At 64.8% G+C, this 17,206-nt stretch carries 13 protein-coding genes; 7 read left to right on the forward strand and 6 right to left on the reverse strand.

Translation table 11 applies throughout. The annotated features are described in order from the left end of the window. The first annotated feature begins 10 nt into the window (after positions 1–10). The 3 genes from OHB23_RS00615 (at position 11) to OHB23_RS00625 (ending at position 5,518) form a co-directional block, all read left to right on the forward strand. On the forward strand, positions 11–1,372 hold the full coding sequence (locus tag OHB23_RS00615; protein WP_328810549.1) for an FAD-binding oxidoreductase: 1,362 nt from the start codon (positions 11–13) through the stop codon (positions 1,370–1,372). 249 nt (positions 1,373–1,621) lie between these two features. Then, positions 1,622–2,947 carry an MFS transporter gene (locus OHB23_RS00620; protein WP_328810550.1) on the forward strand — a complete coding sequence of 442 codons (1,326 nt, stop codon included), beginning with the start codon at positions 1,622–1,624 and terminating at the stop codon, positions 2,945–2,947. Positions 2,948–3,277: 330 nt separating this feature from the next. Then, positions 3,278–5,518, forward strand: a complete 2,241-nt coding sequence (locus tag OHB23_RS00625) for a putative bifunctional diguanylate cyclase/phosphodiesterase (RefSeq protein ID WP_328810551.1) — start codon at positions 3,278–3,280, stop codon at positions 5,516–5,518. A 149-nt stretch (positions 5,519–5,667) separates the two neighbouring features. Here the strand turns inward: OHB23_RS00625 and OHB23_RS00630 are convergent, their stop codons facing one another. Continuing rightward, positions 5,668–7,002: an MFS transporter gene (locus OHB23_RS00630; protein ID WP_328810552.1), complete on the reverse strand. Its 1,335-nt coding sequence runs from the start codon at positions 7,000–7,002 to the stop codon at positions 5,668–5,670. 463 nt (positions 7,003–7,465) lie between these two features. On the opposite strand from OHB23_RS00630, the gene OHB23_RS00635 reads away from it, so the two are divergent. Next, a complete protein-coding gene (locus tag OHB23_RS00635) occupies positions 7,466–8,152 on the forward strand; it encodes a nitroreductase (protein ID WP_328811698.1) in 687 nt (228 codons plus the stop codon). A 715-nt stretch (positions 8,153–8,867) separates the two neighbouring features. Here OHB23_RS00635 and OHB23_RS00640 read toward each other — a convergent pair. The 5 genes from OHB23_RS00640 to OHB23_RS00660 all read right to left on the reverse strand — a co-directional run bounded on the left by OHB23_RS00640 (position 8,868) and on the right by OHB23_RS00660 (position 12,729). Further along, the gene (locus OHB23_RS00640) at positions 8,868–10,280 is read right to left on the reverse strand and encodes a cytochrome P450 (protein WP_328810553.1); all 1,413 of its coding nucleotides are present in this window, start codon (positions 10,278–10,280) and stop codon (positions 8,868–8,870) included. Next, entirely contained in the window at positions 10,277–11,416 is a 1,140-nt protein-coding gene (locus tag OHB23_RS00645) for a DUF6545 domain-containing protein (protein ID WP_328810554.1), read from the reverse strand. Before OHB23_RS00645 ends, OHB23_RS00640 begins: the two co-directional genes overlap by 4 nt. Beyond that, positions 11,413–11,895, reverse strand: coding sequence for a hypothetical protein (locus OHB23_RS00650; protein ID WP_328810555.1), 483 nt, complete (start codon positions 11,893–11,895; stop codon positions 11,413–11,415). Before OHB23_RS00650 ends, OHB23_RS00645 begins: the two co-directional genes overlap by 4 nt. 31 nt (positions 11,896–11,926) lie before the next feature. Beyond that, a complete protein-coding gene (locus tag OHB23_RS00655; RefSeq protein WP_328810556.1) occupies positions 11,927–12,145 on the reverse strand; it encodes a hypothetical protein in 219 nt (72 codons plus the stop codon). 194 nt (positions 12,146–12,339) lie between these two features. After that, positions 12,340–12,729: a hypothetical protein gene (locus OHB23_RS00660; RefSeq protein WP_328810557.1), complete on the reverse strand. Its 390-nt coding sequence runs from the start codon at positions 12,727–12,729 to the stop codon at positions 12,340–12,342. An 814-nt stretch (positions 12,730–13,543) separates the two neighbouring features. Between OHB23_RS00660 and OHB23_RS00665 the strand changes: the two genes are divergently transcribed. The 3 genes from OHB23_RS00665 to OHB23_RS00675 all read left to right on the forward strand — a co-directional run bounded on the left by OHB23_RS00665 (position 13,544) and on the right by OHB23_RS00675 (position 17,196). Further along, positions 13,544–14,617, forward strand: a complete 1,074-nt coding sequence (locus OHB23_RS00665; protein ID WP_328810558.1) for a hypothetical protein — start codon at positions 13,544–13,546, stop codon at positions 14,615–14,617. A gap of 273 nt (positions 14,618–14,890) precedes the next feature. Continuing rightward, positions 14,891–15,496, forward strand: a complete 606-nt coding sequence (locus tag OHB23_RS00670) for a hypothetical protein (protein WP_328810559.1) — start codon at positions 14,891–14,893, stop codon at positions 15,494–15,496. Positions 15,497–15,522: 26 nt separating this feature from the next. After that, on the forward strand, positions 15,523–17,196 hold the full coding sequence (locus tag OHB23_RS00675; RefSeq protein ID WP_328810560.1) for a cutinase family protein: 1,674 nt from the start codon (positions 15,523–15,525) through the stop codon (positions 17,194–17,196). Positions 17,197–17,206: the final 10 nt, after the last annotated feature.

The raw sequence follows: 17,206 nt of genomic DNA on the forward strand, positions 1-17,206 counted from the left end.
ACCGACCATCATGAACGTGGACTCATTGCGAGAACAGCTTCCCGCCGGATCGGTCGTCACCGACCCGGACACGATGGAGGGCTACCGGCGCGACAGCGCCGATCTCGTACCCCCCGGCAAACCGCTCGCGGTGCTTCGTCCCACCACCGTCGATGAGGTCTCGACCATCATGCGTTGGGCCACAGCGAACTCGATCGTCGTGGTAGCACGTGGCGCCGGAACAGGACTCGCCGGTGGCGCCACCGCGCTGGACGGGTGCCTGGTACTGAGCCTGGAGAAGATGACGTCCATCCGCGAGATCGACGTGGCTAACCAGATCGCTGTCGTCGAGGCCGGCGTCGTCAACGCCGATGTCGGTCGCGCAGTGGCCCAGCACGGCCTGTTCTACCCACCGGACCCCGGCAGCTTCGAAGTCTCGACCATCGGCGGCAACCTGGCCACTAACGCAGGCGGAATGCGCTGCGTCAAGTACGGCGTCACCAGAAACTCCGTCCTCGGACTCGAGGTCGTCCTCCCCGACGGCCGCGTCCTCCACACGGGCGCACGCACCGTCAAGAACGTCGCAGGCCTCGATCTCACGCACCTGTTCATCGGGTCGGAGGGGACACTGGGTGTCATCACGTCGGCAACTCTGCGCCTGCGGCCGAGACCGACGTCGACAGCGACGTTCGTCGCCGGCTTCGCCGACCTGGCCGTCGGTGGGCAGGCCCTGAACGCCATCTTCGCCAGCGGCTCGGTCCCGAGCATGCTCGAGCTGATGGACAACGCGACGATCAACGCCGTAGAGGACTATCGGCGAATGGATCTCGACCGCGATGCGGCGCTGCTCATCATCGGCCAAGCGGACGGTGACAGTGCGTTGGCGGAGGCCGAGGCCATCGCGGAACTCTGCGAGACGCACGGTGCCGAATTCGCGATGGCCACAGACGATCCGACGGAATCCGAGATGCTGGTCCAGGCACGTCGATTGGCCGGGTGGGCGACGATGGAGCAGGGGCCGACGGTCATCGAGGACGTGGGCGTGCCTCGCACCCGGCTGGCGGAGCTCCTCGAACGTATCCACCGAGTGTCGGCGGACACCGGGATTCGCATCGCCACGGTGGGGCACGCAGGTGACGGAAATGTCCACCCGATGCTGTTGCTGACTGATCTCGCCGACGCCGACGAGCAACGCCGGGCACTGGTCGCCGCGGAGAATATTTGTTCTGCCGCAATCGAACTGGGAGGAACAATCACTGGCGAGCACGGGGTCGGTGAACTGAAGTTGCCGTGGCTGGAACAGCAGGTCGGTAGCACATCGATGGACGTGCAACGCAGGATCAAGGCGGCGCTCGACCCCGCGGCCATCATGAACCCGGGACGTGGTTTCTGACACCGACTCGGCCACATCTGAACACACCGACAAGGACTCGGCCCGGAGGGGCCGGGTCCTTTGTCGTCCGAAAGTGGTGCTGCTCAATGACTCTGGATCAGAGTCCTGGTAAGCGCTAGGGTTTCGTCCGATGTGATCGAGCGCACACTGAGACAGCATTGAATTGTCTCGACCGCGAACATCACCCGGCGGAATGCAGACCCTGTTCTCCCCCGCTCTCCTCGTATCCACACAACAGTCAGGACCGTCATGAACATGTCCGAAGGGACACATACAACCAGCTCAGGCAGGGCCGGCCTGTCCGCGCGCGGCGTCCTTCTCCTGTGCTTGCTCACGGTCGTATTCGAGGGATACGACATGGTTGCGTACGGGGCGGCGCTGCCCGCGATGTTCGCCGATGCTCAGTGGAACCTCGACGCCGCCCAAGCAGGCGCCGTCGGTAGCTACGGTCTCATCGGAATGCTCGTCGGATCACTGATCACGGGTGCACTGGCAGATCGTATCGGACGCCGTGTTCTGACCATCGCATCGACCGCGTGGTTCTCGGCATGGATGGGTGTCTGCGGAATCGCACCGAACATCACCGTGTTCGGGTTCGGACGCTTCATGGTCGGTGTGGGTGTCGGTGCCGTCATCCCGCTTGCGGCGTCGCTGGCAGTCGAATTCGCCCCCCGCGGAAAGGAACATCGCTACAGCGCCGGCGTGTGGGCAGGATTCCCGGCAGGCGGAGTCCTCGCCTCGCTGGTGAGCCTCGTACTGCTCGACTCACTGGGTTGGCGTTGGATGTTCTACGTCGGCTTGATCCCGCTGTTCGTGTTCGTACCGTTCATGATTCGCTACCTGCCCGAATCGCCGGCCTGGCTCCTCGCAAAGGGGCGTGTCGACGAGGCCAACCGCGTTGCCGCGCAAGCGGGTATCGAGAACCCCGAACCTCCCGTTCTCGGTGAGAAGGTCGGTCCACGTGCACTTTTCACCCGCCATGCCTACCTCGCCACTCTCCTCCTGGGTCTACTCAGCGCATGCGGCCTTCTGCTCACCTACGCACTCAATACCTGGCTGCCCAAACTCATGCAGAACGCCGGCTTCGGAATCGACTCCGCTCTGACCTTCCTGCTCGTGCTGAACGCCGGTGCGATCGTCGTGCCGCTGATCGCATCGAGGGCATCCGATCGCATCGGACCGCAGATCGTGACGGCATCGGCGTTCGGCGCCGCCGCCATCTCGATCCTGCTGATCAGCCTGAACGTTCCGACCGGCCTGCTCTATGTACTCACGTTCGTCGCCGGCGCCGGAACGATCGGCGCTCAGGTCCTGGTCTACGGCTTCGCTGCTGCGCACTTCCCGGCGTCGAGCCGAGCAGCCGGCACCGCGTGGGTCGCTTCGGTCGGGCGCGTCGGTGGTATCGCCGGACCCAGCCTCGTCGGATTGATCGTCGCTGGTGGCGCCGGGGTAGAGGTGAACTTCTACGTGTTCGCTGCCATCGCGGTCATCGGATCAGCGGCAGCGCTCGCTGTGCCACGAAAGCGGACCACTACCTCCACCGCGCAGACCGTGACGACAGCCGAAGTCGGGTGATGTGGATCCAGCACCACCGAGAACTCGGGTCTGCTCGAGGGCGTACAACGAGCGACGCCTGAATGAAGGGACGAACCGGACCCACCTGACCCGATGCGACGACAAGGCGGGTAACTGGGGACACAGCGCCGCTTCGCGTCCGATCCGATCGCCACCGTGGTGTGACCAGGTCGCAGAGTGGACAGGTTCGACACGTAGTGTCAGGTCGAGAGGACGGTCCACCGCCGGCGCAGTCACAGCGGTCGCGCGAGCACCAGACGGTGGAGGCAGTCCGAGAGAACCTCGGCGCCGAACGGCCCCCGTGCGTGTGTGAACGAGAAAGGCGGTCCGGTGGGGCCATCCATACCTGCTCGGCCGTGCACCCACACGAGGAACCAATGGTGGACGACGGGCCCCGCGAAAGATCCGATCATTCTTCGCCAGCTCCTCGACCTCTCCGCCGACGTCATCGTCCTGTACGACTTCACCAGCCCCGTGGTGTACATCAACGCCGCGGGCCTCGACTTCTTCGGCCTCGACGCCCTCCCCGATGTGCCGATGATGGTGCAAGAGTTGTTCACCGCGAGTGGCGTCTCCATAGGACTGAACATCGCACACGCGCTCACCGTCGAGGGCCGTTGGCACGGGCACAGCGAGGCGATCCACGCCCGCACCGGTGCCCGTACCCCGGTGGACACGTGCAATCACGTCCTCAGTCGTGTCGACGGCGCGCCTCATCTGATCGGGTCGATCATCCGTGACCGGACCGCCCACCACGATCGTGACAGTGAACTGGTCCACGCAGGTACTGCCGCGGCGCTCCGCGCCGCGGCAGGACAGACCGCGCTCGCACGACTGAGCAGCCTCGCCGTCTCGGCGGACCTGAAGTCCCTGATGACCGCCGCCACCACCACGGCCGCGACCATGTTCGGCGTGGAATCCGCTGCGATTGCCCGGTGTGTAGATCCAGCTCGAACCGACCTGAGCATCGAAGCCGTGTCCCGTGATTTCCGCTCGGACGTCGAAGTCTCGGCCGGCACGGGGTCGTTGTCCGGCTTCGCGCTCGCACGCGCCGAGCCCGTCGTGTGCTCGGACATCGCCGACGAGGACCGATTCGACACCTCCGCCATGGCAGCCATGGGATTTCGCAGCGGCGCCGCAGTACCGCTCGCGACGGGAACCGACGTCTGGGGTGTCCTGATCGTGTTCGGAACCCGGACGCGTCATTTCGGGACCGGTGAGGTCGCGTTCCTGAGCGCGATCGCCGGAGTGCTGTGCTCACGGGTGGCCCTCGATCAGCGACACCGTCGACACAACACACACGACGCGCTCACAGGCCTCCCGAACAGCACCCGCGCCTACTCGGAGATCGGTGATGCACTCACCCGCTCACGCGGGCGCAGCGGTCTCGTCGCTGTGTTTCTCCTCAATGTGGATGACTTCAGGATCATCAACGACAGCCTCGGGCACGATGCCGGCGACCGAGCGCTGGCGCGTTTCGCGCGTCGCCTCACGACGGCGACACGAGCGGAGGATTTCGTGTACCGACTGGGCGGCGACGAGTTCCTCATCGTCTGCGACGCCGTCGAGGGCATCGCTCATGCAGAGCGCCTGGCGATGTCGGTGTCCGCCGCCCTCGCATCCTCGGTGGATCTTGTTGACGGGCCGACTCCGGTGAGCGTGAGTATCGGTATAGCTCTGTCCAATCCGGATTCCACGGTACGGGATCTGCTTCGACGTGCCGACCTTGCGATGTACCGCGCGAAGGAGACAGGCGCCGGTGGCTACGCGGTCTTCGAGTCGAGCGACCTCTACGACGCCGACCGGATCAGATCACTGTCGATCGACCTGCGTGTCGCCCTCGCTCGAGACGCACTGACGTTGGTCTACCAGCCTCTGGTGGACACCAGAACGGACAAGATCGTCGCCGTCGAGGCTCTCGCGCGCTGGACACACCCACAGCTCGGCCCAGTGGGACCGGCGGAGTTCGTGGCGGTGGCCGAACGCAGCGGCCAAGCCGCTGCACTGGGCGATTGGGCCCTACGGACGGCATGCCGTCAGGCAGCGTCGTGGCGCGAGCACCACGACATCGCCGTCCGGGTCAACGTCAGTGCACTGCAACTACGTGATTCCTCTTTCCCGAATCGTGTCGCGGCGATCCTGCGCGACACGGGGCTATCGGCGGACGCACTCGGGCTCGAGATCACCGAGACCGTCTGGTTGTCCGACAGCGGACGGGTGTCCGACAACCTCACCGCTATCCACACCATGGGAGTGGCGCTGCTACTCGACGACGTCGGCAAAGGGCACAGCAGTCTCTCCTATCTGGAACAGTTCTCGGTCTTCAGCAGTTTCAAGATCGACAAGTCCTATGTCGCAGGCCTTCCCGCACCGCGGGCTCGTGCGATCGTGGCAGCCATGATCGCACTCGCCAAGGCGTACAAGGTCACCGTCGTCGGCGAAGGAGTCGAGACGCGAGAACAGTTCGACGCCCTCGGCGACGCGGGATGCGATCTGGCACAGGGCTACTTTCTCGGCCGCCCCGCTGATCCGACCAGCATCACCGACCTCCTTGGCGTCCGAGACCACTGACACCCGGCGACGGGAGATGTCGCGGATGGGTCAGAGCCTCGTATCGTGGCCGACCCGACTCACGAGACCGACCCAGTTCGCACTCGGACGCGATGCATGTCCGTGCCGACATCGACGGATGCACATGACGACGTGGTGACCCGCGACCGTCACACTGCGTCGACGGTTGCCGTGTCGCGATGTGCTGGGGACTGCGCCCGGTCGGACGGACTCGTCGAACCGCGGGGTCCGGTCATGCCGAAGACGAGGATCGCCAACGCCCCGAGCGCCAATGCCCCCGCGCCGGCGACCGTCGCCCAGAAGTAGCTGCCCGTCGAGTCCCGGATAGCGCTGAACAGATAGGGATAAGACACGCCTGCGATGCCGCTGAACGCCAGTGCGGTTGCGTACAGGGACCCGAAATTGGTGCGGCCGTACTCCTTCAGGAGGAAATACGCACCGAAGTCCGACTCGGCCCCAGAACTCGCAGCCACCAACATGACTCCTATCGCAGTGATGGCAATGGGAACGGAACCGGCGAGAGTCAGCGACAGAGCGCCGAGAGCGGCGATGAGCAGAATGATGACAGCCACTGCCACCTTGCGCTTGGGAAAGATGTCGAGCAGTGCACCGGCACCGAGTCGGCCGATGACCATCCCGAGGCTGAACAGGGTCGTCACGGTTGTCGCCACCGCCAAGCTCACGCCCCCATCGAGGAGCATGGGCTGCAAGTTTGCGATGAACGCCGTGGTAGAAGCTGTCACCGCGACGATGCTGGACGAGAAAATCCAGTAACGAGGCGTACGAAGCACCGCCCTCACACTGAGGGGGGTGGCCACGTCGGCCGGGGACTCCGATCCGCGACTGCCCGAAAGATCTTCTTCTTGACGAGGTCGCTCTCTGATACCGAAGAGCACAGCCGGCAACGAAATCAGCAGCGCGAAACCCGCGAGTACCAGATAACCTGCCTGCCAACCGATGTTGTAGACAGCGAGCGTCACGAGCGGTATTGCGAGCAGGGGTGTCACAGCCGAACCCACGCCGACCAGGCCGAAGGCCTTTCCTGCGCCCTTGTCGAACCAGGATGCCACTGCACGATTGAACGGGACCATGTACGCGAAGGACCCGACGATACCGGTCGCCACGGCCAAACCGTAGAAGGTGAATTTGCTGATGGGCACTGTCGCGAAAAGCACCAGCATGATGATGTACGGGACAAGGCCGGTCACGATGGTGCGACGGGCGCCCCACCGGTCCGCGATACGGCCAGCAAGCGGCCCGCACGCCGTCAACAGCAGGACGGCTATCGGCGAGACCAGGACCTCACTCGTGCTCCACCCGGTTGCTTGCATGGTGGGTTTGACGAAAACGCTGGCGGTGAGTACGAAAAGAACTGCGCCGGAACCGAATCCAACAGCACTGAACAGTACTGTCCGTCCTCCTCTTCTCCACTCCGCACTCTCGCGATCGTCATCGGCAGCAGTTTCCTCGACAGGGGATGTCATCAACGTCCAATCGTCAGTAGAGGTGAATGTTTCGGTTCAGGGCTTGCAGTTCAGGGCACGCCGTCGGATTCTCATCCGCCGATGCGGTTCGCGATGGCTCGAACGTCATCGCCGCGGCACCCCGCGTGGCGACGGAGTCGCTCGCTCCCCCGCGGATCAGGCCGAACGGACGTCTCAACACAAACTCCTCCCCTGCATGGTGCAGAGCCCGGTGGCACGTGATCGGCGCCACAGCGGAGACGGTAGCATACATAACTGGTTGACAAACTATGTTTGCACCGGACTTTGCTTCTCAGCGACCGACGAGCGACGGATGGCACCGAATGGCCATATGGGAGGTCAACGGCGAATCGCTGTGCTTGCGGAGCCTCGACCTCCTTGCGAAACGGAGCTTCCCTCCGTTACGCTGGATGTTCCCATTTCACAGAAACGGACTCCGCAGATGAGCACTACCTTGTCCGACGTGATCCGCTCGCGCCGTTCGGCACGAAGCTTCCTGCCCACCCCACTTCCGCTGGGTGAGATCGAGGAGATACTGGCGGACGCACAGTCATCGCCCTCCAACAGCAATACTCAGCCGTGGACCGTGCACGTCGTGTCCGACCCGAAACGACGTGTCATCAGCGAGCGCATGCTGGAGCAGTTCGAAGCAGGTCGACAGTCTCCCGACTTCACCTCCGGGTACGGGGATGGCACGTACGCGGATCGCGCCGGCGCACATGGCGCGACGCTGTACGGCGCGCTGGGCATCGAACGTGCCGACGCCGAGCGCAGATTGGAGGTGCAACGTGACAACCTCCGCTTCTACGGAGCACCCCACGTCGCGTTCCTCTTCATGCCGATGATCGGCGACGGGGTGCGCACAGCCAGTGACATCGGGATGTACGCGCAAACTTTCCTCTTGTCGCTGGAAGCTCGGGGCTACAACGGAATTCCACAGACCATGGTGGGGATGTACGCGGACGACGTTCGAGCCGTGCTCGAGGTACCGGACGACATGAAACTGTTGTTCGGAATTTCCTTCGGAACTGCAGATCCGACGGAACCAGTGAATGACCTGAGAATGCATCGGCTGCCAGTAGCGAGCACGGCAGTCGTGCATGACGGGCGTTCGGAGGCCGCGTCGAGCCCTCCGGAACGACAGGCGTGATGGGAGTCGACATCGAGCACAGCGTGATAGCTCGAACGACTACGTTCTGATGCGCGACCGTCCACTGCGACGGGGTTTCTGCGGGTCTGCGCGCGTCTGGCAATGGTCCTCGGTTTCGGGCAGCGGCCTGACGGCACCCCGGCCGTGACACAAGGTCGCCACGAACAACGCGTCACCACCGTCGTGGAGCTCGCTCTCGCACGAATACTCGGCGAACCCTAACTTGCGTCGAGGAGCGACGCGAGACGAGAACGTGCAGAAGGAGTGAGTGGGGCGCAAGTCCCGATGCGAACGGGGCGCAGTCCGCACACGCCACGCGTCTGACGTCTGACGTCTGACGTCTGACGAGTGGTTTTAGTCCGTAAGAGTCCCCGGAGGCTTACGGGCCGTCGTGGACTCTTCGCCTCAGACGTCCACCGACAACCACCCACGTTCACTGGGGTCCATCCAACGAGTTACGAATGAGTTGTGACAACTCGTGACATCGAGCCGCGTTTCAGGAGAATGCGCAGGTGGGCGGACGCCCCTGGACCGTGGCGGACCTGCACGGACGTACCGGGGGAAGTCGTGAAACGAGAGGTCAGATCAAGCTATTTCGGAGCATTCGTGCTGTTCAGAGGCATATCGCGAGCCTCCTTTCGGGATTGAACCGAAGACCGCTTGCTTACGAAGTCAGCAGCGCTGCATCTTCTTGTCGACGGGACCCTGCCGAGAGTTACCCAACCGGATCTGACCGTTCAAGGACCTGCAGGGACAAATTACGGGGCTTCAGAGTGACTGTCTCGTCTACCTCCAGCGAGTAGTCGGGGTCCTCGATCAAGTCGACTCGACCAACTATGAGAGCAAGTGCAACAAGCACTTCGTGATAGGCGAACTGTCGGCCGATACAGCCGCGCAATCCTGTCCCGAACGGCTTGTACAGATCGGCGAGATTTGCCGGAAGGCGACTGCGCTCGAACCGGTCCGGGTCGAATCGTTCCGGATCGGCACCCCACGCCGCATCACGGTGCAGTTGCAGCAACACCACGAACACCCACTCCCCCTTCTCGAAGGGGTGCTCCCCCACCATCGTGTCTCGCCGCGCTTTTCGGTAGTAACCGGGTGCCACCGGCCACAGGCGCAATGTTTCGTCGACCACGCGTCGTAGGTATCGCAGCTTGCCCACGTGATCGAACTGGAGATCACCATCGGGGCAGACCGACGAGAGCTCCGCCCGGATCCGCTCGACCACGTCCGGATGGGTCGACAAGAAGTGCAGGGCGAACGCCATTACTCCGGCTGACGTCTCCTGGCCGGCGACAAGAAAAGTAAGTATCTGATTGCGGATATTCTGATCTGACAGCCGCTTCCCCGTCGCCGGGTCCGCCGTGCTCAACATCAGATCGAGAAGATCGCCAGTGCCCGAGGCGTCTCGCTCGCGCCTCGTCGCGACGATGTCATCCACGAGTCGCTGCGCCACCGCGATGTCGTCTCGATGCTGGTTGCGATCACGCCTGAAGATCGTCGCCTCGACAGCGGGGTGCGAGTACGCAGCCCGGTTGATGTATTTCAGTGCACGAGAGATCCGCACCACCAACTCGTGCGGTGCTGCGTCGTCGAACGATCCGAAGTCGTGGCCGAAGGCCACCTCGCCGATCACTCCGAGAGCGAGCTTGTTCGTGTCCGCCGGTACATCGATCGACGCTCCCGGACCTCGGGCGGCCCACGAGGACAGCAGTTGTTCGGTCTTCCCCACCATCGTGTCGTGGTACCGGCGCATCGACGACTGGGAGAACGCCGGTGCCAGAATCGCGTGTGCGGTTGCCCAGGACGGTTCCGAGTTGTACGCAGTGAACAGCCCGTCGCCGGCTACTTGCCGGAGGTTGCCCATGGGTACACCGAGGAACTTGGCCCACGTCGTCTCGTCGTTGACCGCTGCGACCTCAACGGGTCCCGACACGTACGTCACGCGGGTCCCGAAGACGTTGCGTTCGTATATGGACCCGTACTTCTGCGCATCCCGCATCGCCCACTGGCTGGACTCGGTGACGTGGAGGTCCAGAATGTCGCCGATCACCGGTAACCGCCGCGGTGGATGCGGCAGCACGCGGTCGGACGCTCGTACAGGCCTCACGGTGTTGTCGTTCATTGCTGCTCCCCCTGCGTTGTTGCGATAAGTCTCGGCTCGGTCGGCCAGTGACGGCCGATGGCGGCCAGCACTCGAACTTCTTGCTTCAAGTCGAACGACGGCTCGATCGGCACTTTGATGAACGCTCCTGCCGGCTCGTCGGCGCGTCGTCTATGTGCTGCTATGTAGAAGACCTGCGCGGCTGACTTATTGTCGACCGACCCCTCCACAGGAAGGTCTTCCACGTAACGGCCCAGCAGACTCAGCGAATCCCTGATCTCCACGCACATGCGATGAGCTCGATGCACGGGCGACAACTGCGGAGACGGGTGACGGAGGACAACCTCCGGACAGGTCTGAACGAGGTCGGACCACATCGGCGTCAGAGAGCGAATCGACCGGGTCCAGCAGTCGACGCCCAGCGACTCGGTGACCGCTCGCCAGAGAGGTAACGCCGCGCACAGCGTCGCCACTGCCAGCAAGTAGATGAAGCTGACCTCGTTCAGCGTCACCCGCAAGGCCACGAAGTCCCGAGCGATTCCGATTGCGGCGAACGCTCCCATCAGCAAGATCGAGACGGCCTCCTCCAAACCCCACACGGCCACGATCGCAAACAGCCAGAACACCATCGACACTTGTGTTGGCAGCTGACCGCGGCGCAGCTCCCCCACAGAAACACGCAGGTATAGATACGGCATGAACGCTGCCCATGCAGAAAACAGCGCGAAGTACACCGCCGTTCGCCAACCCGGTTGGACATCGATGTACTCGCCAGAGCCCCGCGCCGAGGAACCGACGACGATCATCAGCGCTCCGCTGGCAAGTGCAAGCATCATCACCACTGTGGTCGTCGAGGCGTGACCCTCAGGTCGTCGCCAGCGGAGGGCGATAGCAATCAGCGGTGCAAGCGCCAAAAGTAGCGCCACGGTACCGAGTTGCTGCATCAGCGGCACGTCGATCACGGTGCCGGTCGCTGACGCCACCGCCGATTGAATCGCCCCTTCGCGAGCGAGACCAGACAAAATGCCGAGCGCCAGAGCCATATTGACGAGACGAGAGGTGGCAGTCCGGCTCGCAAGCACAAGCCTGGCGAGGAGGATGCCGACGCTCCACAGCAGCAGTGGGTATGACACCAGCATCGGCACCGAAGACGTCATGTCAGACCCAAAAAGTCGTGCATCGCGGAGGAACGCCGGTAGCGCGACACTGCCGCCGACATGAGCAGATCAGCGAAGGTCTCGGCTTCGCCTTCCTGATCGTCATCGAAGTTCGATCTTTTCATGACCGATTCGAGCGCATCGAAGTCGATGTCGGGGCAGAGCTCGCGGAGCGTGGCGTCTGCACCTGTCGATCCCCCGTGACCCAGCACCATGTGTCCGACTTCGTGCATGATCGTCTGGTCGACGTGGTAACTCGATGAGTCCGCGTGACAGACAATTTCGTCGTGATCGTGGAACTGCAGCCACAGTCCGCACGGCAAGCCCTGCAGCGTCACCGCGTCGACGGGGACCAGCGCAATCGGCCGACCTCTGTGGGCTGACAGGCTTTCGAGGAAGGCCGTTCTGTCCCACGGACTTGGAACCAAGAGTTCTATGGCGCGGGCTGCCCCGATCACTTCATGTGCTGAAAATGTCATTTCCCCCCCAGGAATCGTGAATCAGAAGCTGTTACGGACCGGCCTCGCGCGCGCGGCGCAGGTCGCCCAGGAGATCCGTGAGGTGCTCGATGCGCATACGTTCATCACCTGTTCGGAGCCTCATGCCGGTGATCCCTCCGTGGAGCACCTCCCCGATCAAACTGAGCTGACTATGGATGCTCGGCGCTGCCGAATCGTCGAGCAAGTAGGTGCTGCTCGACGGGAACACGGTTGCAATCGCCTCGAGCATGTCTCTTGTGGCAGTACGTGTCCCCTCACGGAGAGCGGAGATGTCTCGCGCGGTGACCTGCCTGCCCAGGGCCTCACTTACGGCCGATGCCACAGACTCAGGGCTTCGTTCAGAGCCGTCCTCAGTGCGCCAGATCTTGAAGAGAAGGTCTAGTCGAGCGTTGACTGGCACCGCCTCCTGCGCCGCAGTTCCCGTCATTTCTGCCCCCTCTTCAAACGCTTTTCGAACCGGGCCACTGTCTCCGCCGGCACATCGACGTCACGACCGGCGAGCCAGCGCCTGTACAGACGCTCCTCGCGCTCCACCTCGTCGGTGGACTCATTCGGCTCGTCGAGTAGTTGCCCGAACATCGCGTAGATCGGCGACAGCGAACCGTTCTGACGCCTGTTCTCCTCGAACAAGCGCGTGACGTACTCGCCGTAGATCGGACGCAGGGCAACTCCCATACGTCGCGACAGAGCACTCAGTTCGGCGAGATCTTGGCGGTCGCGCGCCATCGCGTCCAGTTCTCGGGAGATGGACAACAGGTCGAGAACGACTCGCACGGACACGACAACCGTGTCGGGGCCCAGAACGGCGTCCACGTCGGTCGACGACTTGCTCCGCGGTTCGCCACCTCGGAGGACATCGGCGGCGCTCCCTGGCTGCCACTCGAGACCGGTGTCGAGCTTGCCGAGTGTCCCGGCTGACACGGTCCGCCCACTCCCCTCCTCGATGTCCTTGAGAGTCGGCACAGATGGCCCGCCCCGCTCGCGGACCTGCGGACGCGACAGACCCAGCTGCGTACGGCGCTTCCACGCGTACTCGGCCAAACGTCCATAACCGTCCACGCTCGGAACAGTAAGGGGTCCGAACCTGGACCGGCAAGAAAAGCCAAGACCAACTCGGCTGCCTGGAGATCTCACAACATCTCGTCGATCTACGGGAAATATTTATTTGTCTAGCTTTATTTGCGTTTTTATTGCTATCTTTATCTTGCTGCGACGACGGGGGTAAGCGACATGGCATCAGAGAGCGATAGAGCGACCGGGCTTGGGTGTGCGGAGACTGTCGTCGACGTGGTCACGGGCGACCGTTTCCGCTGCTCGTTGGTCGAACATCTCGACCGCGAGCACGAATCGTGGTCGGACGACGGACTCGTCGTCGCGCGGTGGGTCGCACCGAGACCGCTCACCCTGTGCGAGCCGGACTTCGCGGCGAGATAGAGCCGCGATCGGACGAAGCGAACATTGAGCGCAACGGCACGCCACCGTGTCATCCCGAGTTCGACCCTCAGACCCGGGCGGGCACTCGTGACCTCGATGTGGTTGTGCCACAACCAACTAGGCAAGGGACTTTGCAATGCACAATGCCGGTAGACACAGCGCTCATCGATACCGAGCAGGAGCGTGCACTGCGATGCCTCTCTTGATCGCACTCACGGTCGGTCAGGGAATAGCGGAAGGTGCGCCTCAGGACTTCGTCACCGCGCCCGACACGGCCCAGTCTGAAACAACGGACACCACTCCCCTCGCGCAGCCGCCCGAGCCCACCGCGGAACGAGATTTTCTACCGGGCTTCCAGGCGTCACCTCGCGTGCAGCGGAGCGACTGGCGTAGCTACGACGACTATCGATTCGGCAGTCAACAGCCGTCTTACGGCAAGCAGGCACTCGAGCCGGCGGCGGTGACACCATCCCCTCGTCCATCCCCACCGACGTTGCGCCGCAACGCCATCGCACCCATCGACATTCCTGACGGGTACATCGGCGTCGGCGGAGAAATCGTGCCGTACGACCCGAATGTCGTGGACCCGAACCTGGTGGAGCAGTTCAACAACACCAGTCAAGCCTTGCAGGCAGATGGCGGGAACTTCCTCGTCGACGCCGGATTCGCCGACGCACCCCGCGCCGACCGCATCTCCGCGGGAGTCGCCACCGGCATTGTCGCCGGCGGCACCGCAGGATTACTAGCCTCGCTCGTCCCCGCGGCCGTCATCAGCGCTACTGGGGCAGCACTCGGCGGAGCGCTCGGTGTCGCCGCGACCACCGGTAGCGGGGCGATCGTGTGGGGCGGGCCCGTCGGGTGGGTGTTCATCCCCGGCGCAGCTGCACTGGCCGGTGGGGCCGCGGGAGCAGCACTGTCCGCGCCGATCGTCCTCGGCCTGACCGTCACCGGTGCCGCACTCGGCGGCCTCCTCGGCGCCACCGTCACGGGTGGAGAACAGGAGATCATCGAGGAGCCGGTCCCTGTACACGAGGCACCGGCTCCCGCCCCGGCCGCGCCGGTGTGGACGCCGCCGCAGGACGTCCAGCAGGTGCTCGACACGGCCCCGGCCTACGTCGAGCAGGCCCGCCATGCGGTCACCGACGTGCCCGGCGGCGCGGACGTCCTGGCCGCGGTCGACACCGTGATCGCCGACAACGCCCCCGCGCTCGATCAGGGCGCAGCAGCCCTGACCGGCGCACTGTCCGCTCTGACCATCGGGGCCTGACTGGTGTCGGGTGCGGCCGACACCGCTCGTCCGCACCCGACATTCGCCCGACCCGACCGAGGAGGTCCCGCTGTGGCTCATCCCGACGACACAGCAGCCGACGACTGGTTCGCCGCCGCACCGCAAGCCGTAAGCGAACGTTCACCCGTTCCGCCCGGGAGCTCCGCCGAATGCACCGGCACCCCGCTGAACCGTCGTCTCACCGTCCTCGCCCATCGCGGCCCAGGGTCGGACGACCAGTCTCTCGTGGACGCACCGTTACCGACGTTCGACATGCAGACCCAGAACCTGCGCAGCGGCGGCACCGATTCCGGTTCCAGGCGGTCGTGGTGGCGTCGTTACCGGTCTGCCGTGGCGGTCACCGCGTCACTCCTGGTCCTGGTGGGCGCCGCCGCCGTGTTTCTCACCGGAGCTACCGAGAACACCCTCACCGCGGATCCGGCACCACTTCTTCCGACCACGCAGGCCGCTCCTCCTGTCGCGGCGGAGCCGGCAGCGGGCGCCGCTGCCGCCGCGGACTTCACCTGGTGCGCCGGTCAAGGTGCCGGTGAGCCCGTCACCGAGGACACCACCGATCCCGGCCTGAGCGCGATCTGGCGCTTCGAGAAGGCGTTCTACTACGACCGTGACCCGGTCGCGGCCCGCGCCGTCGGCGCACCGGAAGCCGTCATGGCATCGGCCGAGCGCCTGCGCATCGGCATCGACGCCCTCGAACCCGCGGTCGAGTTCTGCGTCCTCGCCGACCCCGTCTCATCCGGCGTCTACGACGTCACCGTGGTCGAACGCGGACCCGGCATCGACCCGCGCACCTCCTCTCAACGCTTCACCACCGCCGAGTCCGGCGGCACCACCTCCATCACCGCCATCACCCGCCGCTGATCCGAGCTCGACGAGAGGCACCACCCATGACCCCCGCCCTGCACCGCACAACGGCTCGCGCCGCCGTCGCGGCCACCGCCGTCACCGCGACCCTGCTCGCCGCCGCGACAGCGCACGCCGCACCGACCACGACGGCACCCGCCGCCGACGGGTGCGCACCGCTGCACCTGGTCGTCGTCCCCGGCACCACCGAGATCGACAAAAACAGCTCGCCCGACGCCGATTCCGGATTCTTCTCCCGGCTCACTGTCCCGGCCATGCGCGACGCCAACTCCGGCGCCCAGCCTGCACTGGACCGCAGCTACGTCCCGTATCCGGCGTCGTTCGGCGGCAAGCCCGGTGATCGGTCCTCCGACACCTACGCCACATCCGTGCAGACCGGCATCGACAACGCCACCACCATGATCGGCGACATCGCCGACAAGTGCCCCGGCACCAGGGTGTTCGTCTCCGGGTACTCCCAGGGCGGTCAGATCGCCTCCGAGGTCATCCGCGAGATCGGAGCCGGGACCGGACCCATCGACGCCGACCGGTTCGCCGGCGGCGCACTGTTCTCCGACCCCACACGCGGACAGGGTGAACCGGTCCTCGGCGGCGGCGACGCCAGTCCCGCACCCGCCCCCGGTACCGACGGCGCAGCGGTGCAGTCCGTGCAGCTCGCACCGACCGTCGCCTCGACACCACCCGCCGGGGGCGGCATCGCCCCCGACCCCGCCGAGGCCGACTTCGGCGCAGTCGCCGACCGCGTCGCCTCCTACTGCACCGCAGGCGATCTCGCGTGCGACACCCCCGCGAACACCCCCGCGGCGAAGATGGTCGCCAACATCGCCGGACAGTCCTCGATGAACACCCGCGACCCGGTGCGGATCCTCACCGACGTCAGTGCCGCCGTCGGACGCTCCGCATTGCTCACCGGCGCCTCGGTGGTCAACGACAACCTCGACTTCGACACCGGCCGCGGTCAGTTCGAGGTCACCAGCGCCCCCGACACCGTGCTCGGGAAGATGGCCAAGTACTCCGACCCGATGGCCGTCGGCGACGACGAAGCCATCGACGAGGCGGTCAGCGCGGTCACCAAGATCGCGGGCATGGCGATCGGCGCTGCCATCACCGTCGTCAAGGACGTCATCACGCCGGAGACCATCGGCCAGCTCGCCACCGTCGGCTTGACCAACCCCCCTGCCGCACTGGGCATCCTCGCTGCGAAGGTCGGCACCGCCGCGGTCAAGCTGGTGCCCCCGGCGACGATCGACTCTGCCGTGAACGTCGCGTTCGAGGAAGTCACCCGCACCATCGACGACAACGCCGGCCTCGCGCAGCTCGTCACCGACACCTCGTACTGGAACACCGCCGTCAAACACGGCTCCTACGACAGCGTCCCGGTCGGCACCCGCGGCGAGACCCCCGTGCAGTTGACGGTGCGGTGGATCGTCGCGCTCGCCGCGGACCTCACCGGTGACAGCACCCTCGCCGACAAGGTCGGAGCCGTCCTCGGCCGCAGCGCCCAGCTCCTCGCCACCCCCGACACCGTCCGCAGCGCAGGCCAGATCCTCACCGCGGGTGCGCGGACCGCCGTCGGCGCTGCACCGACCATCAGCCGGTCCGCGACCACCAACGGCACCACCACCACATCCGCACCGACGACCACCAGCTCGCCTGCACCGACGACGGCCGGGTCCACCCCGACCGCCGCCAGGTGACCGAATTACC

The sequence above is a fragment of the Rhodococcus sp. NBC_00294 genome (genome assembly GCF_036163995.1).
Classification (GTDB): Bacteria; Actinomycetota; Actinomycetes; order Mycobacteriales; family Mycobacteriaceae; genus Rhodococcoides.